Annotated in this window: 17 protein-coding genes and 1 pseudogene; 16 read left to right on the top strand and 2 right to left on the bottom strand. The window is 68.1% G+C overall.

Features of this window, described 5'->3' with window-relative positions:
- Nucleotide 1 precedes the first annotated feature (1 nt).
- From B2747_RS00150 to B2747_RS00130, 5 genes are all read left to right on the top strand, one after another.
- Nucleotides 2-1885, top strand: coding sequence for a 2Fe-2S iron-sulfur cluster-binding protein (locus B2747_RS00150; RefSeq protein ID WP_291155170.1), 1884 nt, complete (start codon nt 2-4; stop codon nt 1883-1885).
- A complete protein-coding gene (locus B2747_RS00145; RefSeq protein WP_291155168.1) occupies nt 1878-2597 on the top strand; it encodes a hypothetical protein in 720 nt (239 codons plus the stop codon). Before B2747_RS00150 ends, B2747_RS00145 begins: the two co-directional genes overlap by 8 nt.
- 2 nt (nt 2598-2599) lie before the next feature.
- Nucleotides 2600-3385 (top strand): cytochrome c3 family protein, encoded by a 786-nt coding sequence (locus tag B2747_RS00140; protein WP_291155166.1) that lies wholly within the window; start codon nt 2600-2602, stop codon nt 3383-3385.
- A gap of 105 nt (nt 3386-3490) precedes the next feature.
- Nucleotides 3491-3946 carry a hypothetical protein gene (locus tag B2747_RS00135; protein ID WP_291155165.1) on the top strand — a complete coding sequence of 152 codons (456 nt, stop codon included), beginning with the start codon at nt 3491-3493 and terminating at the stop codon, nt 3944-3946.
- Between the two features lie 369 nt (nt 3947-4315).
- Nucleotides 4316-6403 (top strand): heavy metal translocating P-type ATPase, encoded by a 2088-nt coding sequence (locus B2747_RS00130; protein ID WP_414652152.1) that lies wholly within the window; start codon nt 4316-4318, stop codon nt 6401-6403.
- Nucleotides 6404-6587: 184 nt separating this feature from the next.
- On the opposite strand, the gene B2747_RS00125 is transcribed toward B2747_RS00130, so the two are convergent.
- Entirely contained in the window at nt 6588-7229 is a 642-nt protein-coding gene (locus tag B2747_RS00125) for a hypothetical protein (protein ID WP_291155160.1), read from the bottom strand.
- 245 nt (nt 7230-7474) lie between these two features.
- Between B2747_RS00125 and B2747_RS00120 the strand changes: the two genes are divergently transcribed.
- The 11 genes and pseudogenes from B2747_RS00120 to B2747_RS20115 all read left to right on the top strand — a co-directional run bounded on the left by B2747_RS00120 (nt 7475) and on the right by B2747_RS20115 (nt 19033).
- Nucleotides 7475-7864, top strand: coding sequence for a heavy-metal-associated domain-containing protein (locus B2747_RS00120; RefSeq protein ID WP_291155157.1), 390 nt, complete (start codon nt 7475-7477; stop codon nt 7862-7864).
- Between the two features lie 28 nt (nt 7865-7892).
- Nucleotides 7893-8285: a cupredoxin domain-containing protein gene (locus B2747_RS00115; RefSeq protein WP_291155155.1), complete on the top strand. Its 393-nt coding sequence runs from the start codon at nt 7893-7895 to the stop codon at nt 8283-8285.
- A 25-nt stretch (nt 8286-8310) separates the two neighbouring features.
- A complete protein-coding gene (locus B2747_RS00110; protein WP_291155153.1) occupies nt 8311-10725 on the top strand; it encodes a heavy metal translocating P-type ATPase in 2415 nt (804 codons plus the stop codon).
- An 82-nt stretch (nt 10726-10807) separates the two neighbouring features.
- Complete coding sequence (locus B2747_RS00105) at nt 10808-11230, top strand: metal-sensitive transcriptional regulator (RefSeq protein ID WP_291155150.1); 423 nt, start codon at nt 10808-10810, stop codon at nt 11228-11230.
- Nucleotides 11231-11266: 36 nt separating this feature from the next.
- Nucleotides 11267-11824, top strand: coding sequence for a thioredoxin family protein (locus B2747_RS00100; protein ID WP_291155147.1), 558 nt, complete (start codon nt 11267-11269; stop codon nt 11822-11824).
- Between the two features lie 108 nt (nt 11825-11932).
- A complete protein-coding gene (locus tag B2747_RS00095) occupies nt 11933-12796 on the top strand; it encodes a hypothetical protein (RefSeq protein ID WP_291155143.1) in 864 nt (287 codons plus the stop codon).
- Nucleotides 12796-14475: a hypothetical protein gene (locus B2747_RS00090; RefSeq protein ID WP_291155140.1), complete on the top strand. Its 1680-nt coding sequence runs from the start codon at nt 12796-12798 to the stop codon at nt 14473-14475. The genes B2747_RS00095 and B2747_RS00090 overlap by 1 nt, the downstream gene beginning before the upstream one ends.
- A 314-nt stretch (nt 14476-14789) precedes the next feature.
- Nucleotides 14790-16964: a heavy metal translocating P-type ATPase gene (locus B2747_RS00085; protein WP_414652149.1), complete on the top strand. Its 2175-nt coding sequence runs from the start codon at nt 14790-14792 to the stop codon at nt 16962-16964.
- 208 nt (nt 16965-17172) lie between these two features.
- On the top strand, nt 17173-17541 hold the full coding sequence (locus B2747_RS00080) for a four-helix bundle copper-binding protein (protein ID WP_291155134.1): 369 nt from the start codon (nt 17173-17175) through the stop codon (nt 17539-17541).
- A gap of 174 nt (nt 17542-17715) precedes the next feature.
- Nucleotides 17716-18534 carry a class I SAM-dependent methyltransferase gene (locus tag B2747_RS20120; protein WP_343125833.1) on the top strand — a complete coding sequence of 273 codons (819 nt, stop codon included), beginning with the start codon at nt 17716-17718 and terminating at the stop codon, nt 18532-18534.
- A 330-nt stretch (nt 18535-18864) separates the two neighbouring features.
- Nucleotides 18865-19033 (top strand): annotated as a pseudogene (locus tag B2747_RS20115) (GDCCVxC domain-containing (seleno)protein).
- 5 nt (nt 19034-19038) lie between these two features.
- Here B2747_RS20115 and B2747_RS00070 read toward each other — a convergent pair.
- Nucleotides 19039-19515, bottom strand: a complete 477-nt coding sequence (locus tag B2747_RS00070; protein ID WP_291155128.1) for a heavy metal-responsive transcriptional regulator — start codon at nt 19513-19515, stop codon at nt 19039-19041.
- Nucleotides 19516-19735 lie beyond the last annotated feature (220 nt).

Here is a 19735-nt window from a genome sequence, read left to right as displayed (position 1 = left end):
CATGCGCGTTGCCGCCGCGATGCTTCTGGTGCTGTCCGCGTTCGCCACGGCACGCGGACAGGTGGCGAAGGACCACGAGAAGCATCACCCGGCGGCAGCGCCCGGGTCGACGCCACCGCCCGCACAAGCGGCGCCGGGTGTCGCGTCGACACCGAGCATGACGGACTCGGTGTCGCAGGACAGCGCCTCTCGCGCAGCGGCCGGCCGCATGGGTGAAGGCATGTGCGGCATGATGGGAGGAGAGCACTGCGGTACGGGGGGTGGGCTCGCGAAGGCGCTCTACCCCTCCATGATGCAGGTGCCTGAGCTCACGCGGGAAAACCGGCAGGAGTTCGAGCGGATCGCCGGGCAGTACATGCTCTCAGGCAGCACGATCATGATGGAGGCGTTCGGTATGCTGAATGCAGCCGCCCTGCGCTCCGATGCAGTGGCCATGCAGGACGCAAGTGCGCAGGTGCGCGAGGGCCTTGCACAATTCGAGAGCGGCGTGAGCCTGCGGCGCGCCATGGCCGAAGGACGTTCTCCGCAGGACGTGGCGCTGGGCTGGTTCCGCCGCGAGATGAACCTCACGGCGATGGCCGAGGGGCCGCCGCCACACGGACTGTTCGGACTATCGTGGTTCCACTATGCCGCCATGTTCATTCTGGCAGCCTTCGCGATCACGATGATTGCGCTGAACGGTGCCAGGATGCGTCGCGCCGACGCATTGGTCGCGCGTCTCGTCGGGGAAACGGCTGCTCCGCCCCTAATGGCTGAGGGGTTGGCTTCGCCGCCACCGGCGATGCGGGAACCGGCACCCGACTCGCTGGCAGTGACCACGCCCACGGTGTCGTCGGCGCAGCAGAAGCAGAATGCCTGGACGGGTCTCCTGCGTGTCGTGCGCATTTTTCGCGAGACACCCACAGTCAAGAGCTTTCGGCTCGCGCATCCCACCGACAGCACACTGCCGTTCACGTTCCTGCCCGGTCAGTTCCTGACGGTCACCGTCACGCCCGGCGACCAGCCGGTGAAGCGCTCCTACACGATCGCGTCGTCGCCGACGCTGCACGAGGCATGTGAGATCACGGTCAAACGGGACGAGCACGGTGCCGTGTCACGGTTCCTGCACGACCGGGTCAAGGAGGGCGACACGGTGCAGGTCACCGCGGCATCGGGCCGGTTCACCATGTCCGGCACTGAAGCGAGCAGCATCGTGATGATCGCCGGAGGCGTTGGCGTCACGCCGATGATGAGCATCGTGCGATACCTGACGGCGCGGTCGTGGTCCGGTGACATGTTCTTGTTCTACGCCGTCAACGGCGAAGTCGACGTGATCTATCGCGAGGAACTGGAGTATCTCCAGCGGCGCTATCCCAACCTGCACGTGGTCATCGTCGCCGAGCGCGTCGAGTCGTCGTCGTGGCCGCACCGGACCGGACGCATCACGCGGGCGCTGCTCGAGGAGCACGTGCCGGAGCTGCGGAGTCGTCGCATTCACATCTGTGGGCCACCACCCATGATGGATGCGGTCAAGGCAATTCTCGCGGACGTGGGTGTGCCGGCGGAGCAGATCCGCACCGAGGTCTTCATCGGCAAGGAGAAGCCCGCAACTCCTCCTGAAGCGACTCTCGCGGCCGACGTGAAGGTCGCAGTGGTGACGTTCGCCAAGTCACGCAAGACCGCCATGATGTCGCCGACGAAGTCGCTGCTCGAGGCGTCGGAAGACGTGGGCGTCGACATCGACTTCTCGTGCCGGGTGGGCACCTGCGGCGTGTGCAAGACCAGGCTGCTGTCGGGTGTCGTCACGCAGGAGGTGCAGGACGCGCTCGAGCCCGCGGATGTCGCCGCTGGCATCGTGCTGGCCTGTCAGGCCATGGCGACCACCGACATCACCGTCGATGCTTGACGCGGGCGCAGGCATCCCGATGCGCTCCTCGATGCAGCGCGAGCGGGCCGTGGTATCCGGTCTGATCGCCTTGCAGCTGGTGCTCTGGCTCGGCTTCGCGGTGCATCGCTCGCCACGCTTTCCCGGCAGCGGTACCGGAGCGGTTCTGGGAATCTCCGCAGCCGTCCTGCTGGGCGGGCCATCGCTCCTCTACGCGGCGGTGAAGCGCATTCCCGGCCTCAAGCGGCGTGTCGTCGCTCGCCTGACGGTGAGCACCTTGCTGGCCTGGCATATCTACGGCGGCATCGCCGGTGCGATACTCGCGATCCTTCACACGGGCCATCGCTTCGGAAGTCCGCTCGGCACTGCGTTGATGGGGGCCGTATTCGCCGTTGTCTTCACCGGCTACGTCGGCCGGCACGTCATGGGAATGGTCGCCGTCGGGCTGCGCGAGAAGCAGCGAACGCTCGGTCCGCTGGTGTCCTCGTACAATCAGCTCGCCGGCACGATTGCGGCTCGACCGCGTGACGACGCATCCGGAGTCGAACGGCGCGCCGCGGAGCTTGCGGGCTCGATCGCCGATCTCGAGTATGCCATCAGGATGGATGCCGTGCTGAGGCGTCGCTTCGGTATCTGGCTCGTGGCGCACGTCGTGTCGTCGATCTCCTTCTACGTCCTGCTCGGACTGCACGTGTGGGCGTCGATCCATTTCGGTCTTCGGTGGCTGTCCTGAACATGTCACGTCGACGCCTCCTGATCCTCGCGGCCATGAGCGCCGTGCTCGCGACGGGTGCACTCGCGCTGTACGACGGGCAACAGGCCGACGTGGCGCTCCTGCAGCGGCAGGTGAGTCCCGGCCGGCTGTCCGCCGCGCATGCGTCGCTGGAGAGAAACTGTGCTGCATGCCACACGCCGGCGAAAAGCGCGGAGGGCGCGAAGTGCATCGGATGTCATGTGGGCAATACGGCGCTGTTGCAGCGGCAGTCAACCGCCTTTCATGCAACCGTCGGCACGTGTCGCGGATGCCACGTCGAGCATCAGGGCCTGGCCGTGCGTCCCGTCACGATGACGCATGCGGGACTGGCCGACATCGGCCTGAAGTCGGCACGGCAGGATGCGGACAACGAGACGAATCGTCGACTACTGGCCTGGATGCGGCAGCACGACGGATCGCGCACGCGAACCGCGGCACATCCACGGGTCACCACCAGGGAGGCGGCCCTCGACTGCGCATCCTGTCACGGCACCAAGGACCGGCATCAATCGTTGTTCGGACGGGACTGCGCGTCCTGTCATGCCACCGCCGCGTGGACGATCCCGGAGTTCAAGCACCCGTCGGCGAGCTCGGTCAACTGTGTGCAATGTCATCAGGCGCCGCCGAGTCACTCGATGATGCATTTCGACATGGTATCAAGGAACGTTGCACGCCGGCCGGATGCGCGCGTCGACCAGTGCTATCAATGTCACCAGACCACGTCGTGGAACGACATTCGAGGTCTCGGCTGGTACAAGCACCACTGATGGGCAGCAAGACGCTTCGGCCCAACGGCCGAGCGAGGATTGACTCGTACGGCGCACCAGCAGCTGAGAATGGCCCATCATTCACGTACAACGAAGGAGGGTTTCATGGATCGTCGACAATTCTGCCTGACTGCCGGAGCGGCCGCTGTCGCAGGGACTGCACCCGCAGCGGCCCTGCCTTCGCAATCGAAGCCTGTCGCCTCGGGAATGACCCAGGAAGCGGCGCGCCGGCAAGCCGTCATCGCGGCATGCCACGACTGCCGGAGTTCAGGTGCAGCCTGTCTGACCATGTGCAACGAGATGTTGCGCAAAGGCATGACCGCGTTCGCGGACTGTCAGGCGCGCGTGATCGAGATGCTCACGATGTGCGACGCGATGGGCGCAATGGCTGGCACGAATACTTTTCCCGTGTCGAGGCTGAAGGCCCTCGCAGGAATCTGTGCCGAGACTTGTCGCGACTGCGAACGGGCCTGTCGGCCGTTGGCCGCGCACGCCGAGTGCAAGGCATGCATGGATGACGCCGCCGACTGCGCAAGAGCCTGCGAGGCGTACAAGCTGTGAATCGCGAGCGCCGCGAGAGCCACTTGGCCGACAGGGCGACAAGGACTCCGTTCAGGAGGTGCTGACCGCCGCATCCGGTAATCGGCAACCGATCGGCGGGATCAAGGTGATCACCGAGCGCGGCGGGTTCGTCGTGCGTGCTCACACGAGTGCCGAATGGCCCCGCCATCGTCCCGAAGCTATTCTATCCAGCGTAAAGCCCCAGGCGCAGCACCGCATGCTGCCTGGCGACGGTACCCACCCCACGCACGAACGGAGCGCGGCATGACTGATCCGCATGCAGGGCATCGTGGGCACGCGCGACCACACGTGGAGCAGCAACCGGAGCCGCTGCATCCGGCCGCGTCCGGAGTGGCTGCAGAACCCGAAATGCCAGCGCGCCACGGACGGCCGCAGGGCACGGGCACGCACGCCGGGCACGCCGGGCACGCCGGGCACGCCGGGCACGCCGGGCACGACGTCACCGACCACGCCGCGCACGACAAGCACGCCGGCCACTCGGTCGCGATGTTCCGCAGCAAGTTCTGGCTCTCGCTCCTGCTGACACTGCCGACGCTCGTCTGGGGCCACATGCTCCAGCGAGCCTTCCGCTACTCCGCGCCGGACGTTCCCGGTGCACCGTGGATCCCCGCCGTGTTCGGCACTGCAGTCTTCGTCTACGGCGGCTGGCCGTTCCTCGCCGGCGCCATCGGCGAGATCCGCAACCGCCTGCCCGGCATGATGACGCTCATCGCGCTCGCGATCACGGTGGCGTTCGCGTTCAGCGCGGCCGTGGCGCTCGGCTTCCCCGGCATGCCGCTCTGGGAGGAGCTCGCGACGCTCGTCACCATCATGCTGCTCGGCCACTGGCTCGAGATGCGGTCGATCTCGCAGGCACAGGGAGCGCTTGGCGAACTGGCGAAGCTTCTCCCGTCGACGGCCGTGCGGGTGCGCGGAGCAGGAGCGCAGGAACAGATCGACGAGATCCCCGTGACGGAGCTGCGCGACGGTGACGTCGTGCTCGTGCGTCCCGGCGCGAACATCCCTGCCGATGGTGTCGTGCGCGCGGGGCGCAGCACGGTGAACGAGGCGCTGCTCACCGGCGAGTCGGCGCCCGTCGAGAAGCAGGAGGGCACGAAGGTCATCGCCGGCGCGATCAACGGGGCGGGCTCGCTGCGCGTGGAGGTCACCGGCACGGGGGAACGCACCGCGCTCGCCGGCATCATGCGCCTCGTCGCGCAGGCGCAGGCCTCACGCTCTCGCGCGCAGATGCTCGCCGATCGCGCCGCATTCTGGCTGACGTGGATCGCGATCGGCGCGGGCGCAGTCACGTTCGTGGCGTGGCTCGCCGCGGGCGCGACGATGGCGACCGCGGTCGAGCGTCTCGTGACCGTGCTCGTGATCAGCTGTCCGCACGCGCTCGGACTCGCGGTGCCGCTCGTGCTCGCGATCTCCACCACGCTTGGCGCGCAGAGCGGACTGCTGGTGCGCGATCGCCGCGGCCTGGAGGAGGCACGCAATCTCACCACGGTCGTCTTCGACAAGACGGGGACGCTCACGCTGGGAGAACATCGCGTGGTGGCGATGCGCACGGAGGAGGGCCTGAGCGAGGACGAGGCGCTGCGGCTCGCCGCGGCGGTGGAGCGCGACGCCGAGCATCCCGTCGCGCGCGCGATCGTGAAGAGCGCTGCGGAACGCAAGCTCGCCGTACCGGCGGCAACGCAATTCGAGGCGATTCCCGGACGCGGCGTGCGGGCGGTGGTGGAAGGGCGCCAATTCGCCGAGGGAGGTCCCAACCTGCTTGCCGGCATGGGGGTCACACTGGGCGCCGACATCTCGCGATTCGCCGATGAGACGACCGCGGCCGGTCGAGGCGTGATCTACCTCGTCGAGTCGGGACGCACCATCGCCGCCTTCGCCGTCGCCGATGCGGTGCGCCCGGAATCGGCGGACGCGGTGAAGCGATTGCATGATGCGGGCATCGAGGTCGTGATGATGACTGGCGACGCGCAGGCCGTCGCCGATGCCGTCGCGCGCGAGCTGGGCATCGACGCGGTGCTGGCGCAGGTGCTCCCCGATCAGAAGGCGTCGCACATCGAGCGGCTGCAACGCGAGGGCAAGCGCGTGGCGATGGTGGGCGACGGTGTCAACGACGCGCCTGCACTCGTCACCGCGGACGTCGGCATCGCGATCGGCGCCGGCACCGACGTCGCCGTCGAGGCGGGGGACGTGGTGCTCGTGCGCAGCGACCCGCGCGACGTTCCGCGCATCGTCAACCTCTCGCGCGCGAGCTATCGCAAGATGGTGCAGAACCTCTGGTGGGCGGCGGGCTACAACATCGTCGCCATTCCGCTCGCCGCGGGCGTGCTTGCGCCGTGGGGCATCGTGCTCACGCCGGCCGTGGGTGCGGTGCTCATGTCGCTGAGCACGATCATCGTCGCGGTGAACGCGCAGCTCCTGCGACGGGTGAGGCTATAGCCGATCGCAGCGATGCCCGACGCCGCGTGTGCGCCGCGCGTCGAGCACTCGCCGCGCGGCGGACGTTCGACTCGTCGCGCGGAGCCGCCGCCTCCAGGTCGGTGGTTGTGCATCCTGCACGCCGACGGCTCACCGGTGCCGGACAGCCGGCGAGCCGCAGGATACGTGGTCGAGCAGGACCGCTTCAGCGATGGATCGTCGCGACCGCAGGGCAGCTCACCTTCGGATTCCAGTCGGCGAACATCCCGTTCGCGTTGTGCTTCCACAACCACACGTGCAGCTCGTAGTGGTCCGGCAGACCGTGCGCCGCTTCTGCGAAGCTCTTCGCGAACGTGTGACCCAGGAATGACGGTGATGCGGTCGGGTGGGCAGCGTCCCACGGTGCCCGCCACACGAGGTATTCGATGGCCACCAGCTGCAGCTGCCCGTTCTTCGTTGGCTCATAGATCAGCACTTCCGGCCGCGCCGGGTCGAACACGGCATCACCGTTCGGCGCGGGCGATCCCATGAAGGCGGGATTCACGAAGTGGATCCCCATGCCGCCGCTCGGCGATGCCACGCACTCGCCGGTGTTGAGGTATCCCGCCGCAATCGCCACATCGGCGCGATGGTATCTGGCGGTCGCAGCGCGGATGGACGCGAGCGCATGGTCTTCCGCCGATGCGCTGGTGACGCCGAGGGCAGCGCTCGCGGAGACGACGCCCGGCGCGGTCGCGCGCTCGGGAGAACAGGCCGCCACCAGGGTCGCGCCGGCCACGGCGAGCACGCGCTGCCAGAGCGTGGCAAGGGTGGAGGTCGGAGGCGTCGAAGGCAGTGCAGGAGTCATGGTCGTGATACCGTGATGAGGTGACTGTGTAGGCTTCGCCACTGTGGCGTCGGATACAAGAACGACATCCGGGTGATGCGCCGCATGAGTCGATCGACCGGTCTTGCACCGACGCAAAGCGTGAAGGGCAGCGAGTCGAGCCGAGCGCAGAACGCCTTGACATAGGGGTGGGGGGTATATATCTATATACCCTACCAGGGTATCCACTCCCGGATGTCCCGGCCTCCCGTCACCGGAGTTCTCGCATGTCTGGCTCGATCGATTCACGCAACGCTGGAGCACACAGCGCCCCTGGGACCTCGCCTGCTGCGCCAGCCGTTGCAGCTACGCGCGGCACGGAGTCATCGCACCCCCTGGAGCTCACGATCGCAGGCATGACATGCGGCCACTGCATTGGCGCGGTGCGCGACGCGCTGGAGGGCCTCCCGGGTGTCGAGGTCGATCAGGTGCGCATCGGTCGGGCGTCTGTGTCGTTCGAGCCAGGAGCGGTGAGCCCCGCGGCAGTGATCGAAGCCATCCGCGACGCGGGCTACCAGGCGAGCTTCGCGTCCGACACGGGATCCGCTGTCGGAGTGCAGCAGAAAGCCAGCCTCCCGCAAGCATCGACGGGCGGCAGCTGCTGCTCGTCGCACTGATCTCCCTCCACACGCGGAGATCATCACCATGCCCTTCTCACTCGGTGGCATCGACTGGTTCGTGATCGCCGCGGCTGGCGCCACGATCGTGTGGGTGAACTGGTACTTCTTCGCGGCAGAGCGCGCACCGGCGACGGCAACCGCTGGCCCCACGAGTGGCGCGCAGGAGGTCACCATCGCCGTGCACGGCGGCTACACCCCGTCGACCATTCGCGTGAGGGCCGGCTCCCCCGTGCGCCTGCTGTTCGACCGCCAGGAGACGTCGAGCTGCTCGGAGGAAGTCGTGTTCGGCGACTTCGGCATCCGCACGTATCTCCCAGCGCATGAGACCACCGCCGTCACCGTCACTCCGCCCAAGCCTGGCGTCTACGAGTTCACCTGCGGGATGAGCATGCTGCGCGGCAAGCTCGTCGCCGAGTAGTTCAACCCGCGCGAGGACACACACCATGACCACCGCGAATATCACGCACCCGCGGCCCGCTGCGCCTCCGGCATCATCGGAGAAGGTCGTCATCCCGGTCTCGGGCATGACGTGCGCCGCCTGCCAGGGTCGCGTTCAGCGGACGTTAGCCAAGGCACCCGGGGTGGTCGACGCCTCGGTGAATCTGATGATGGGCAATGCCACGATTGCATATGACGCGTCGGCGACGTCGCCGGACTTGCTGGTCGAGCGGATTCGCGCGACCGGTTATGGAGCAGAGTTGCCGACAATGGATCGCACGGCATTCGAGGAACAGGCCGCGCGCGACGCGGCAACCGCGGAGGAGTTCCGGGAGCTGCGCGCAAAGGCGTGGGCGAGTGGGATCGCGGGTCTGCTGGCGATGCTGCTCAGCATGCCGTTGATGGGAATCATGAGCGCGGATCACCACGGGCCGGTGGCTGACCCGTTCATGCGGTGGGCAATGGAATCCATGACGCCGACGCTGCAAAGCGCGCTGCCGTGGCTCTACGCCATCCCGGCCTCGGTACTCTCGTGGGGACTGCTGCTGGTGACGTTCGGTGTCATGGCGTGGGCCGGCCGGCACTTCTACACGCGGGCCTGGGCCGCCTTCCGGCACCACTCCGCCGACATGAACACGCTCGTCGCCGTGGGCACGGGCGCCGCGTTCGTGTACTCGGTGGTCGCGACCGTCGCACCGGGCTTCTTCGTGCGCAACGGGGTGACACCCGACGTGTACTACGAGGCGGTGATCATCATCATTGCGCTCATCCTCACCGGCAACGCCTTCGAGGCGCGCGCCAAGCGGGAGACCTCGACCGCGCTCCGTGCGCTCGCGAACCTGCAGCCGAAGACGGCGCGTGTCCTACGCGGTGAGGCGGAAGAGGACGTTCCGGTCGAGAGTGTGCGCGCCGACGACATGATCCTCGTGCGCCCCGGCGAGCGCGTCCCGGTGGATGGGGAGCTCACCAGCGGCGAGAGCGCGGTCGACGAGAGCATGCTGACCGGCGAGTCGCTGCCCGTCACGAAGCGGATCGGCGACCGCGTGATCGGCGGGACGATCAACCGCACGGGCGCGTTCCGGTACCGCGCCACCACGCTCGGCGAGACGAGTGTCCTCGCGCAAATTGTGAGACTGATGCGCGATGCGCAGGGATCCCGCGCCCCCATCCAGCGTCTCGCCGACCGCATCAGCGCGATCTTCGTTCCGGTCGTGGTCTCCATCGCCGTCGCCACGTTCGCCGCCTGGTTCGTGGCGGTGCACACGACGGGTGGTGGCACCGGCGAAGCGGCCGTCCGCGCGTTCGCGGCGGCTGTCGCGGTGCTCATTATCGCCTGCCCCTGTGCGATGGGCCTTGCCGTCCCGACAGCCGTCATGGTCTCGACGGGCAAGGGGGCGGAGCTCGGGGTGCTGATCAAGGGCGGCGAAGCGTTGCAGCGTGCGGGCGACATCACGACCGTGGTGCTCGACAAGACCGGCACGGTGACCGAGGGGCGGCCGGCGGTCACCGACGTCGAGGTGGTGCGTGACAGCACGCTCGCGAGTGAAGAGATGCTCGCGCTGGTAGCGTCGCTCGAGACCATGAGCGAGCACCCACTGGCCGATGCGCTGGTGCGCCACGCCCGCGAACGGGGGCTCCCGGTCGACACACCCGAGGCGTTCGAGTCGCACACGGGCCGCGGCGCCACCGGGGTGGTGCGGGGACGTGCGCTGGCCGTGGGCAATGAAGCACTGATGCAGGACTACGCCGTCGACATCGCGCCGCTTCGCTCGACAGGTCATCGCCTCGGTGACGAAGGCAAGACGGCGATGTATGTCGCCATCGACGGTGCGCTTGCCGGTGTCGTTGCCGTGGCGGATCCGATCCGCGCGACGTCACGCGCGGCGATCCAGCGGTTGCAGCGCCTCGGACTCGATGTCGTGATGCTGACTGGCGACAACCAGCGCACGGCGGATGCAGTCGCGCGCGAGGCTGGCATCGCTCGCGTGGTCGCCGGAGTGCTGCCGGCGGGCAAGGTGACGGAGATCGAACGCCTGCAGGCCGACGGTCGCGTGGTCGCGATGGTGGGCGATGGCATCAACGACGCGCCGGCGCTGGCGAAGGCCGACATCGGCATCGCGATGGGCAGCGGCACCGACATCGCGGTCGAAGCCGCGGACGTGGCTTTGATGCGCGGCGATCTCGCGGGCGTCGTCGACGCGATCCGGCTGTCGCGGCGCACGATGCGCACGATGAAGCAGAACCTGTTCTGGGCGTTCGCCTACAACGTCGTCGGCATCCCTGTCGCGGCCGGCCTGCTGTTCCCGGTCACCGGACTGTTGTTGAGCCCTATCCTTGCCAGCGCCGCGATGGCGTTCAGCAGCGTCAGCGTGGTCATGAACAGCCTGCGGCTTCGCCGGTTTCGCGCGGCCACGGCGTAGCACCGTGTACCGACACACACCCGCGACACACCGAATGCGCCAACACCACCTGACGTTCAACACCTGATCTGGAGCACGCACCATGAACCCGAAGCAGAGCCACACGCCCACAACGCGCGATGACGCTGACGATGCGCCGAGCGCGACGTCCAACCACACGGCCGCCAGTTGCGGCTGTGGCTGTGGCATTCCAGGCGACGATGCGACGGGTGGCCGCAAGGCCGTCGCGGTGGACAGCGCGACCAAGGAGCGCAACATCAAGCGCCTGCGCCGCATCGAGGGCCAGGTGCGCGGCCTCCAGAAGATGGTGGACGAGGACCGCTACTGCGCCGACATCATGACGCAGGTGTCGTCGGTGCACGAGGCGCTGCGCAGCGTGTCGCGGGAGCTGATGCGCAATCACCTGAAGCACTGTGCCAGCTCGGCCATCCAGTCGGCGGATCCCGCCGACGCCGAGTCGATGTACGACGAGTTGGTCGACCTCATGTTCAAGCACAGCCGCTAACCGACCATGCGTCGGCGCGGCCACGGAGACTCCCGCATGAATGACCCCATACCGCACGTGACATTGCAGGCGCGTTACAACGGCGCGCTCACCCTGGACCAGTTCGTCGCGCAGGCCGCGGCGAATCACGACCTGTGGGCGACGTACGCCAAGCGCGCGGCGACCGACTCGGACCTGCTGGCGCGCGTCAATCGCCTGTCTGCCCGCCGGCATCTTCTGGTGCTGCTCGAGGACTGGTGTGGGGACGCCGTCAACACGATTCCCGCGTTGGCTGCACTCGCCGCCGCGTCGGATACCGTCGACCTGCGCATTCTCGCGCGTGACGCGAATCCGGACTTGATGGACGCACATCTGACGGGCGGGACGCGCTCGATTCCCGTCGTGATCGTGCTCGATGAGGCGTACCGCGAGCTTGGCTGGTGGGGGCCTCGGCCCGCCCCGCTCCAGTCCTGGGTGCGCTTGGAGGGGCAAGCGCTCGACAAGACGGCGCGCTACCGGGAGGTCCGCCGCTGGTACGCACGAGACCGCGCCCAGACCACGTTGGCCGAAGTGGTGAGGCTCCTTGAGGGCGGCTCTGCCGCCCAGGCCGCCTAGCACCCGCACCGCCAGCAATACGCAGTGTCCCTGGCCGCCGAAACCCGCTGGCATGTTATACGCCACGTAAAACGGGGATCGCCGCGGCAGATGTCCGCGCCATCTTCCATGACCACTTCTCGACTCATGATTGCCATACATCCTTGGCCCCGGCGCATTGCGCTGGCCGCTGCCATGACCGTGTCCGCCGTGAGCCTGCCCGCCGTGGCGGCCGCCCAGACGGATTACTACAACACCGACGCCGGCCGTCCCCTGCAGATCGAGGACGCCTACGCCGTCGAGCGCCGCGCGCTCGAGATTCAAGCCGCGCCGCTCCGGCTTGAGCGGAGCCGTCGGGGTGTGTACAGCTGGGGCATCGAGCCCGAGCTGGCGTACGGTCTCTTCCGCCGCACCCAGGTGGAGGTCGGCCTGCCCATCGCGATTCTCGACGCCGGCATCGGCGGCAAGACCGTCGGGATCACCGGGCTCGACGCCTCGGTGCTCTACAACCTCAACACCGAGACGCGCATTCCCGCGCTCGCGGTTGGGGCCAGCGTACTCGCCCCGGTCGGCGGCCTCGCTGCGGACGAGACCTACATGAGCGTGAAGGGCATCGCCACGAAGACGTTCCGGTGGGCTCGGTTCCACGTGAATGGCCAGTACACGGCGGGCGATGCCCCGTCGGCCGCCACGGGCGGCACGGGAGCGGTCGGCGCCGGCGCCTCGGAGCTCTCGCGGTGGCTCGGCGGCGTCGCCGTCGACCGTCCCTTCCCGCTGCGGTCGGTCTTGGTGTCCGCGGAAGTATTCGCGCGCCAGCCACTGCACGAGGAGGAGCCCCTCGAGTGGAATGCTGCCGTCGGCACACGCATGCAGCTCTCGCCGCGGGTCGCGCTCGACCTCGGCGGCGGATCGCGGCTCTCGGGCGATGACAAGGGATGGTTTGCCACGATTGCTGGCGCATATGTAGTCGGCTTGCCGTGGAGGAAGCGCTGATGTCGAAGATCCGCACCATCGGGGGCCGCATGGCGCGACTGGCCGCGCACCACGCGGTGGCCGCGGCCGTGGCCGGCGTGTCGCTCGCACTCCCGACGCCGCTCGCGGCGCAGTGGGTGACCACGTACGAGCAGTTCTACCTGCAGGCGCCGCACAACTGGGTCTTCCGGAACAACTACCAGGCCGCAGACCGCCTCTTCAACGCGTTCGACTACGGCCACGCGATCCTGTACGAGAAGCTCTGGACGATGCCGAACGCATCGCCGGCCGTGCTCGAGGTGAAGGAATACGACTTCCTGACGAAGCGCGTGCTCGTGCGCCCGCCGCGCGTCCCGTTGGAAGAGGCGGCCATCGAGATCAAGTACGTGCAGCTCGCGCCGGAAGCGAAGCAGATGTTCGAGTGGGCCCACATCCTTCATCGCCAGCTGTACGACGTGCTCGCGGACGAGCGCCTCGATCAGACGGCGAAGGATCGCGAGGTGCAGCGGTTGATCGACTACTACAAGACCCGCAAGGATGTTGCCTTCAGCTCGAAGCCGAAGAGCATGAAGCTGATGCAGGAACAGCCGTACTCGCTCGCGTTCCGCAAGCAATACCCGAAGTTCAATGGGCTGATCTGGGGCTATCACTGGCTGCAGGTGGGCCTCTACGAACCGCTGATGGTGGGCAAGACGGTCGAAGAGCGTCAGGCGGGCGTGCGGGCCACGACAGCGCGGTTCTGGCAGATGCTGCAGGACCCACCGCGGACCTTTCCGTACCAGATGCCGATGACGCCCGCCGTCGCGCCGACCTTCGCGGCGCGGTATCAGGAGGCAGCGATCATCTTCGACAACCTGCACAGCATGCACGACGTCATCAGCGACATCCTCGCCAATGACAGTGTACCGCGTGACCGCAAGCGTGCCGAAATCATGCTCGCCGCCGGGCGCTTCCGCGACGACAGCTCGTACGTCATGACGCCCCAGGCGTGGCTGACCATGGCCGGACACATGGGCATCGAGAACATGGGTGGGCCGTCGGTCGGGTTCCTGCCGACACTCCCGACCCCCACGGTGACGTACGGCGCGGTGATGTCTCACGATGATCGTACGGGGGCGATGGTCGGCTTCAAGTCCGGTCACGCCACCGGGGGGGAGCACGCGGCCCATACCGGCGCGAAGCCGACGCCTGTCGCGGCGACCGGCGCAGTGCCCGCGTCTGGAATGAATCACGCGGGCATGAGCCACGCTGCGGCCGATACGTCGCGTGCGCGCACCGATACCGCGGCGCGCCGAGACTCGGCAAGCGGCGCGCACAGCGCCATGCAGCATGGCGCCGCCGCTGCGGGTGCAGCGCCCTCCAGCGCGGCTGCGCAGGCCATGTTGCGTGAGATGCATGATGCGATGTTGCGGGACCCCGCAATTCGTGCGCGGGTGCTCGCCGATCCCGCGCTGCGCACGCACCAACAGCACCTGGAGGCCATGGGGGCGGTGGATTCGCTGCCCAGGAGGGCGCCGGCGCGCCGTTCGAACCCCGCTACGCCATCGGCCAAGCCCCGAGGGTCGGCAACACCTGCGCGTACACCCGCAAAGGCGCTCCCCAAGCCGGCACCGAAGGCCGCCGATCCACACGCAGGGCATGCGATGCCACCGGCGAAGCCACCCGCGAAGCCACCGGCGAAGACGCCGCCGACGACATAGGCGCGTTCCGCCCATCCGGGGCGTGCCGTGGCGAGCGAACGTCGCAATGCGCCACCGGGTGGGCGAAGGGCACACGGCAGCAGACGACGCAAACGCGCGATGGCCTGAGCGAGGTCGGCCATCGCGCGGCGGGCTGCGCGCCCCGGTCGTGGCTCCGCCCGTCTGAAGCGCTGGCCGCCCGATTGCGCTGGACGTACATGTTCGCCGCGCCGCGCCACAGCCCGGGGGGATGGCTTTACGCGCCGTAAAGTACCACTATCTTCACCGCGTCGTTTCGATGCGAACAGACCCTCTGGCCCAGGCAGCGGCACGCAATGACCGACCCGCACGTGTCCCATTCGCATCAGCATCCAACTCCGCCTGACGAGCATACTGGCGCGCACGCACGGCACGTCGAGCCCGCGCGCGACGGGTTGGGCGTAGCGTCCGTGAGCGCCTCGGACACGCCGGACGTCTCGATGCACGCGTCACACGGCGCGGGCGGCATGGTCGTCGCGGATCATGCCGCCCACGACAAGCACGCCGGTCACTCGGTGGAGATGTTCCGAAGCAAGTTTTGGCTCTCGCTTCTCCTCACGCTCCCCACGCTGATCTGGGGGCACATGCTGCAGAACGCGCTCGGATACGCCGCGCCCATGTTTCCGGGCGCCCCGTTCATCCCGGCCGCGTTTGGCACTGCGGTGTTCCTGTACGGCGGCTGGCCGTTCCTGCTCGGCGCATGGCGTGAGATCACGACTCGCCTCCCAGGGATGATGACGTTGATCGCGCTCGCGATCAGCGTGGCCTTTCTGTTCAGCGCCGCGGTGGTGCTCGGCTTCCCCGGAATGCCGCTTTGGGAGGAGCTGGCGACCCTCGTGACGATCATGCTCCTCGGCCACTGGCTCGAGATGCGCTCGATCTCGCAGGCACAGGGGGCGCTTGGCGAGCTCGCGAAGCTACTGCCCTTGACCGCGGTGCGAGTGCACGGGACGGGCGCTGACGAACGCCTCGAAGACGTGCCGGTGTCGGCGCTTCGCGACGGCGACTCGGTACTGGTGCGTCCGGGTGCGCATGTCCCGGCCGATGGTGTGGTGCGCGCCGGGCGGAGTGCCGTGAATGAGGCACTCCTCACCGGCGAATCGGCACCGGTAGAGAAGGTGGAAGGCGCCAAGGTCATCGCCGGCGCGATCAATGGGGCCGGGTCGCTCCGGATCGAGGTGACGGGGACGGGGGAGCGCACCACCCTCGCCGGCATCATGCGCCTGGTCGCGCAGGCCCAAGCGTCGAAGTCACGCGCCCAAGTGCTCGCGGATCGCGCCGCGTTCTGGCTGACCTGGATTGCGCTCGGTGCCGGCGCGATCACGTTCGCGGCGTGGCTCATCGCGGGCGCGACCGCCGCAACCGCGGTCGAACGCCTCGTAACCGTGCTCGTGATCGCCTGCCCGCACGCGTTGGGGCTCGCCGTGCCCCTGGTGCTCGCGATCTCGACGACGCTCGGCGCCCAGAGCGGCCTACTGGTGCGCGACCGGCGGGGCTTGGAGGAAGCGCGCAACCTCACCACGGTGGTCTTCGACAAGACGGGCACGTTGACGCGGGGCGAGCATCGGGTGGTGTCGATGCAGACCGACGGCGGGCTCGCCGAGAACGATGCACTGCGACTCGCGGCCGCCGTGGAGCGTGACGCGGAGCACCCGGTGGCCCGCGCCATCGTCAAGAGTGCCGAGGAGCGAGGCCTCGCGGTTCCGGCAGCCACGGGGTTCGAGGCCATACCCGGCCGTGGCGTGCGGGCGACCGTGGAAGGGCGGCAACTCGCCGGGGGCGGCCCAAACCTGCTCGCGAGTCTGGGGGTGACGCCGAGCGCCCCGCTTCGCTGGTTCGCGGACGAGGTGGCCGCCGCGGGGCAGGGCGTGATCTACCTCGTCGAGGGGAGCCAGGCCCTCGCGGCGTTCGCGGTCGCCGATGCGGTCCGGTCCGAGTCGGCTGAGGCAGTGCAGATGCTGCACGCGGCCGGCATCGAGGTCGTCATGATGACCGGCGATGCCCAGGCGGTCGCGGAGGCCGTCGCCGGCGAGCTGCGCATCGACACGGTGCTCGCCCAGGTGCTGCCAGAGCAGAAGGCCTCACACATCGAGCGTCTGCAGCGCGAGGGCAAGCGCGTGGCGATGGTGGGCGATGGAGTCAACGATGCCCCGGCGTTGGTCACCGCCGATGTGGGCATCGCCATCGGCGCTGGGACCGACGTGGCAGTCGAAGCGGGCGACGTTGTGCTGGTGCGGAGCGATCCGCGCGATGTGCCGCGGATCGTCAATCTGTCGCGAGCGACCTACCGCAAGATGCTGCAGAACCTCGCATGGGCCAGCTTGTACAACGTCGTCGCCATCCCGCTCGCTGCGGGGGCACTCGCCCCATGGGGCATCCTTCTCACCCCGGCGATGGGCGCAGTGTTGATGTCTCTGAGCACGATCATCGTCGCCGTGAATGCCCAGCTGCTTCGGAGGGCGAGGCTTTAGCCGAGCTTGGCGCGGCGCCGATTCCAGTGTCGAACGCGGTGGACGTGGTTCGGCTCGGCGTGCGCCCTGGTCGCGCCGATGGGTTTTACGCAGAATAAAAGCACGGCACGGTGTCTGCAGCGATGAATCGTCTGCGAGCCACCTTCGCGCTCGGCAGATTCCATCGGGCGGCGCACGTCAGCCGTCCTCCAACGACCTGAGGACCAACATGGCGCACAATCACGAACACACGATGCCAAGCAGCGAGATGCAGCAGTGCATCCAGGCGTGTCTCGACTGCTACGCCGTCTGCACCACCACCGCCGCGCACTGCCTCGCGCTCGGCCGCGAACATGCGAGCCCCGAGCATCAGACGACCCTGCTGGACTGCGCCAAGCTCTGTCAGACGTCGGCGGACTTCATGCTGCGCGGGTCACATCTGCACCAACAGGTGTGCGCCGTCTGTGCGGAAGCCTGCCGCGCCTGCGAGCAGAGCTGCGAGCGCCTCGGCAGCAGCGACACCATGATGCAGCGGTGCGCCGAGGCGTGCCGCGCGTGTGCAGAGTCGTGCGAGCGCATGGCGGGCATGGCGATGTGAGACGGTGCTGGTGTCGCCGGCCTCTGGCGGCTCAGGCGACACCAGAATCTGGCGTCGTCGGCAGCCGCGTCGCGGTTCGATCAGTCCTGGCCTGACGGATCAGACGACGTCGAGCCGCCACGTCGCGGCCACTGCGCTACGAGGGGATGTGACTTGCCAGGGCGGCGGCCTGTCGTGGCCTTCGCACCGTGGGACGTCGGAGCCGCGCGGCTCGACGTGTTGGGCGCTGGCTGCGGCGCGCACCTGCGCAGTCGGCCACGTGCGGGACGCACTCCTACTACATGCTGGTCTCTCCGTGGGGGCTCGGCGCTCGGCGGGTTCGGTGGCCGCAGGGCGCATAGAGGAGGGTTGACCGTGACCTCGGGGGAGGGCGACCCGCGCGGATGGGCGGCGCGGCGTGCATCGAAGAGGCTACGCCATTGGCAAGACCTGTGGCGCCGAGGGCTTGGTCGCGGCGTGTTTCCGCACCAGCTCTGGTGGGTGCTGGAACTCCCATGGCGGCGAGTCGTCTTGTCCCCGAGCCGACTGGTGCGGCAGCTTCCGCTTCGACCCGACACCGTTGCATTGGAGCTTGGGCCCGGGTCAGGCTACTACAGTCGCCACGTGGCGACGCAGCTGCCGGCTGGTCGGCTCATTCTCTGCGACGTGCAGGTAGAGATGTTGCGGCGGAATCAGGTGAGGCGCGGTGCGAGCACCACGGGCCAGGTCGTGTGCGTCGCTGGCGACGCCGCCCACCTCCCGTTCGAGAGTGCCTCGGTCGACGTGGTCTACATGGTGACGGTGTTCGGCGAAGTGCGCGATCAATCGGGCTGCCTCCGCGAGATCGCTCGTGTGCTCGGACCTGCCGGGACGCTGGCGATCAGTGAACATCTCCCAGACCCTGACTTCTGCCGGTTCTCGGCACTGCGTCGCCAGGTCGAACGGGCGGGGTTTGTGTTCAGCACTCGAAACGGGCCCCCGTGGGCCTACACGGCGATCTTCGCGGTTTCCTAGCGCCACGCCGTTTTCTTCCACGACGTGCCCTTCCTACGTCACGCTTCGTGGCTCACCCTGCGCAATGAGGCTCCTGCATGGGACAACGCTAGGCACGCAGCGGCCGTTCACTCGCATCTCAACTGCGCACTGGTGGAACCGGGCGACTCCGACCCACAGGAGGATCGCCGGTACGCAACGCCACGACCGGATGCGCCGGATGAAGGTCCGGTCAGCCGCACCGCGGCGTGAGGACGGGCGTCCAGCGCCTGCTCTCGGGCTGCACGGAAGACGTCGTGGCCACGACGCCCCGGTCCGTCCCCGCGGTGTCCCGCCTGCTTGCACGAGGAGATGCTCGCGATGCCCACCAACGCGTGTCACCTCTTTCAAGAGTGCGCGGGCTGCCAGTCGCTGCTGCGGCCCACCGCGGGCGATTGCTGTGTTCTGCGCCTACGGGTTGGTGCCGTGTCCGTGCATGCAGGGCGGCGTGCCACGATGTTGCGCAGCCCCCGGGTACTGATTTGGTCAGGGCCGCCGTGGGACCCCTCGGCGACGCGAGCGCAATGCAACCAGGACGCGTTCTCGCGGCGGCTCGGGCGCTGATGCCGGCATCGCCGTCTCGACGATGCTACAAATGCGCGCCCCGCCGTCGCTGACTGTGGGGTTCGTCGCCTGCTCGGACAAACGTGCGAGCTCGTCGCGGAACGACTGGAGCTCCCGCAGGCGACGGTCGACATCGGCGAGCTTCTCCGCCAAGGACGCTTGGACCCGGCCACACGGGCTGCTCCCGCGCGCCGCAAGCTCGAGCACCTGCTTGATCTCATGCAACGGCAGCCCCAACGCCTGAGCTTTCCGAATGAAGCGAACCCGGTCCACGATCTCCGGCGTGTACAGCCGATAGCCGGACTCCGAACGCGGCGGTTCCGGGATCAGGCCCTCGCGCTCATAGAAGTGGAGCGTCTGTATGCCGATCTCCAGCGACTTCGCCACCGCGCCGGCCAAGAGACCACGTGCGCGGAGCGTCGTCGGTTCCGGCGTTTTGGGGCTCGAGCGCCCTGCCTCGGGCTGGCTACCGGGCCGTCGGGTTCCTGCCGTCATTGTGCGCTCCCTGCGAGAATGCCATGTGGGCGCCGCCTCCGCGCCGCCGCTTCACGATAAGCCATTGACTCTCTACTCGGGTAGAGGGCGTATGTTTGCGGGTGATGGCCGGACCTCTTGCCCA

Source organism: Gemmatimonas sp. UBA7669 (assembly GCF_002483225.1).
Lineage (GTDB): Bacteria > Gemmatimonadota > Gemmatimonadetes > Gemmatimonadales > Gemmatimonadaceae > Gemmatimonas.
The sequence above is the reverse complement of the archived record's forward strand: the minus strand, read 5'-3'. Positions and strand labels throughout refer to the sequence as shown.

Coding starts and splice junctions, on each gene's coding strand:
- B2747_RS00135 (WP_291155165.1), top strand. CDS start 3,491: ATGGATCGTCGACAATTCTGCCTGACTGCCGGAGCGGCCGCTGTCGCA.
- B2747_RS00105 (WP_291155150.1), top strand. CDS start 10,808: ATGAACCCGAAGCAGAGCCACACGCCCACAACGCGCGATGACGCTGAC.
- B2747_RS00115 (WP_291155155.1), top strand. CDS start 7,893: ATGCCCTTCTCACTCGGTGGCATCGACTGGTTCGTGATCGCCGCGGCT.
- B2747_RS00130 (WP_414652152.1), top strand. CDS start 4,316: ATGCCAGCGCGCCACGGACGGCCGCAGGGCACGGGCACGCACGCCGGG.
- B2747_RS00080 (WP_291155134.1), top strand. CDS start 17,173: ATGGCGCACAATCACGAACACACGATGCCAAGCAGCGAGATGCAGCAG.
- B2747_RS00145 (WP_291155168.1), top strand. CDS start 1,878: ATGCTTGACGCGGGCGCAGGCATCCCGATGCGCTCCTCGATGCAGCGC.
- B2747_RS00085 (WP_414652149.1), top strand. CDS start 14,790: ATGACCGACCCGCACGTGTCCCATTCGCATCAGCATCCAACTCCGCCT.
- B2747_RS00090 (WP_291155140.1), top strand. CDS start 12,796: ATGTCGAAGATCCGCACCATCGGGGGCCGCATGGCGCGACTGGCCGCG.
- B2747_RS00150 (WP_291155170.1), top strand. CDS start 2: ATGCGCGTTGCCGCCGCGATGCTTCTGGTGCTGTCCGCGTTCGCCACG.
- B2747_RS00100 (WP_291155147.1), top strand. CDS start 11,267: ATGAATGACCCCATACCGCACGTGACATTGCAGGCGCGTTACAACGGC.
- B2747_RS00110 (WP_291155153.1), top strand. CDS start 8,311: ATGACCACCGCGAATATCACGCACCCGCGGCCCGCTGCGCCTCCGGCA.
- B2747_RS00125 (WP_291155160.1), bottom strand. CDS start 7,229: ATGACTCCTGCACTGCCTTCGACGCCTCCGACCTCCACCCTTGCCACG.
- B2747_RS00140 (WP_291155166.1), top strand. CDS start 2,600: ATGTCACGTCGACGCCTCCTGATCCTCGCGGCCATGAGCGCCGTGCTC.
- B2747_RS00120 (WP_291155157.1), top strand. CDS start 7,475: ATGTCTGGCTCGATCGATTCACGCAACGCTGGAGCACACAGCGCCCCT.
- B2747_RS00095 (WP_291155143.1), top strand. CDS start 11,933: ATGACCACTTCTCGACTCATGATTGCCATACATCCTTGGCCCCGGCGC.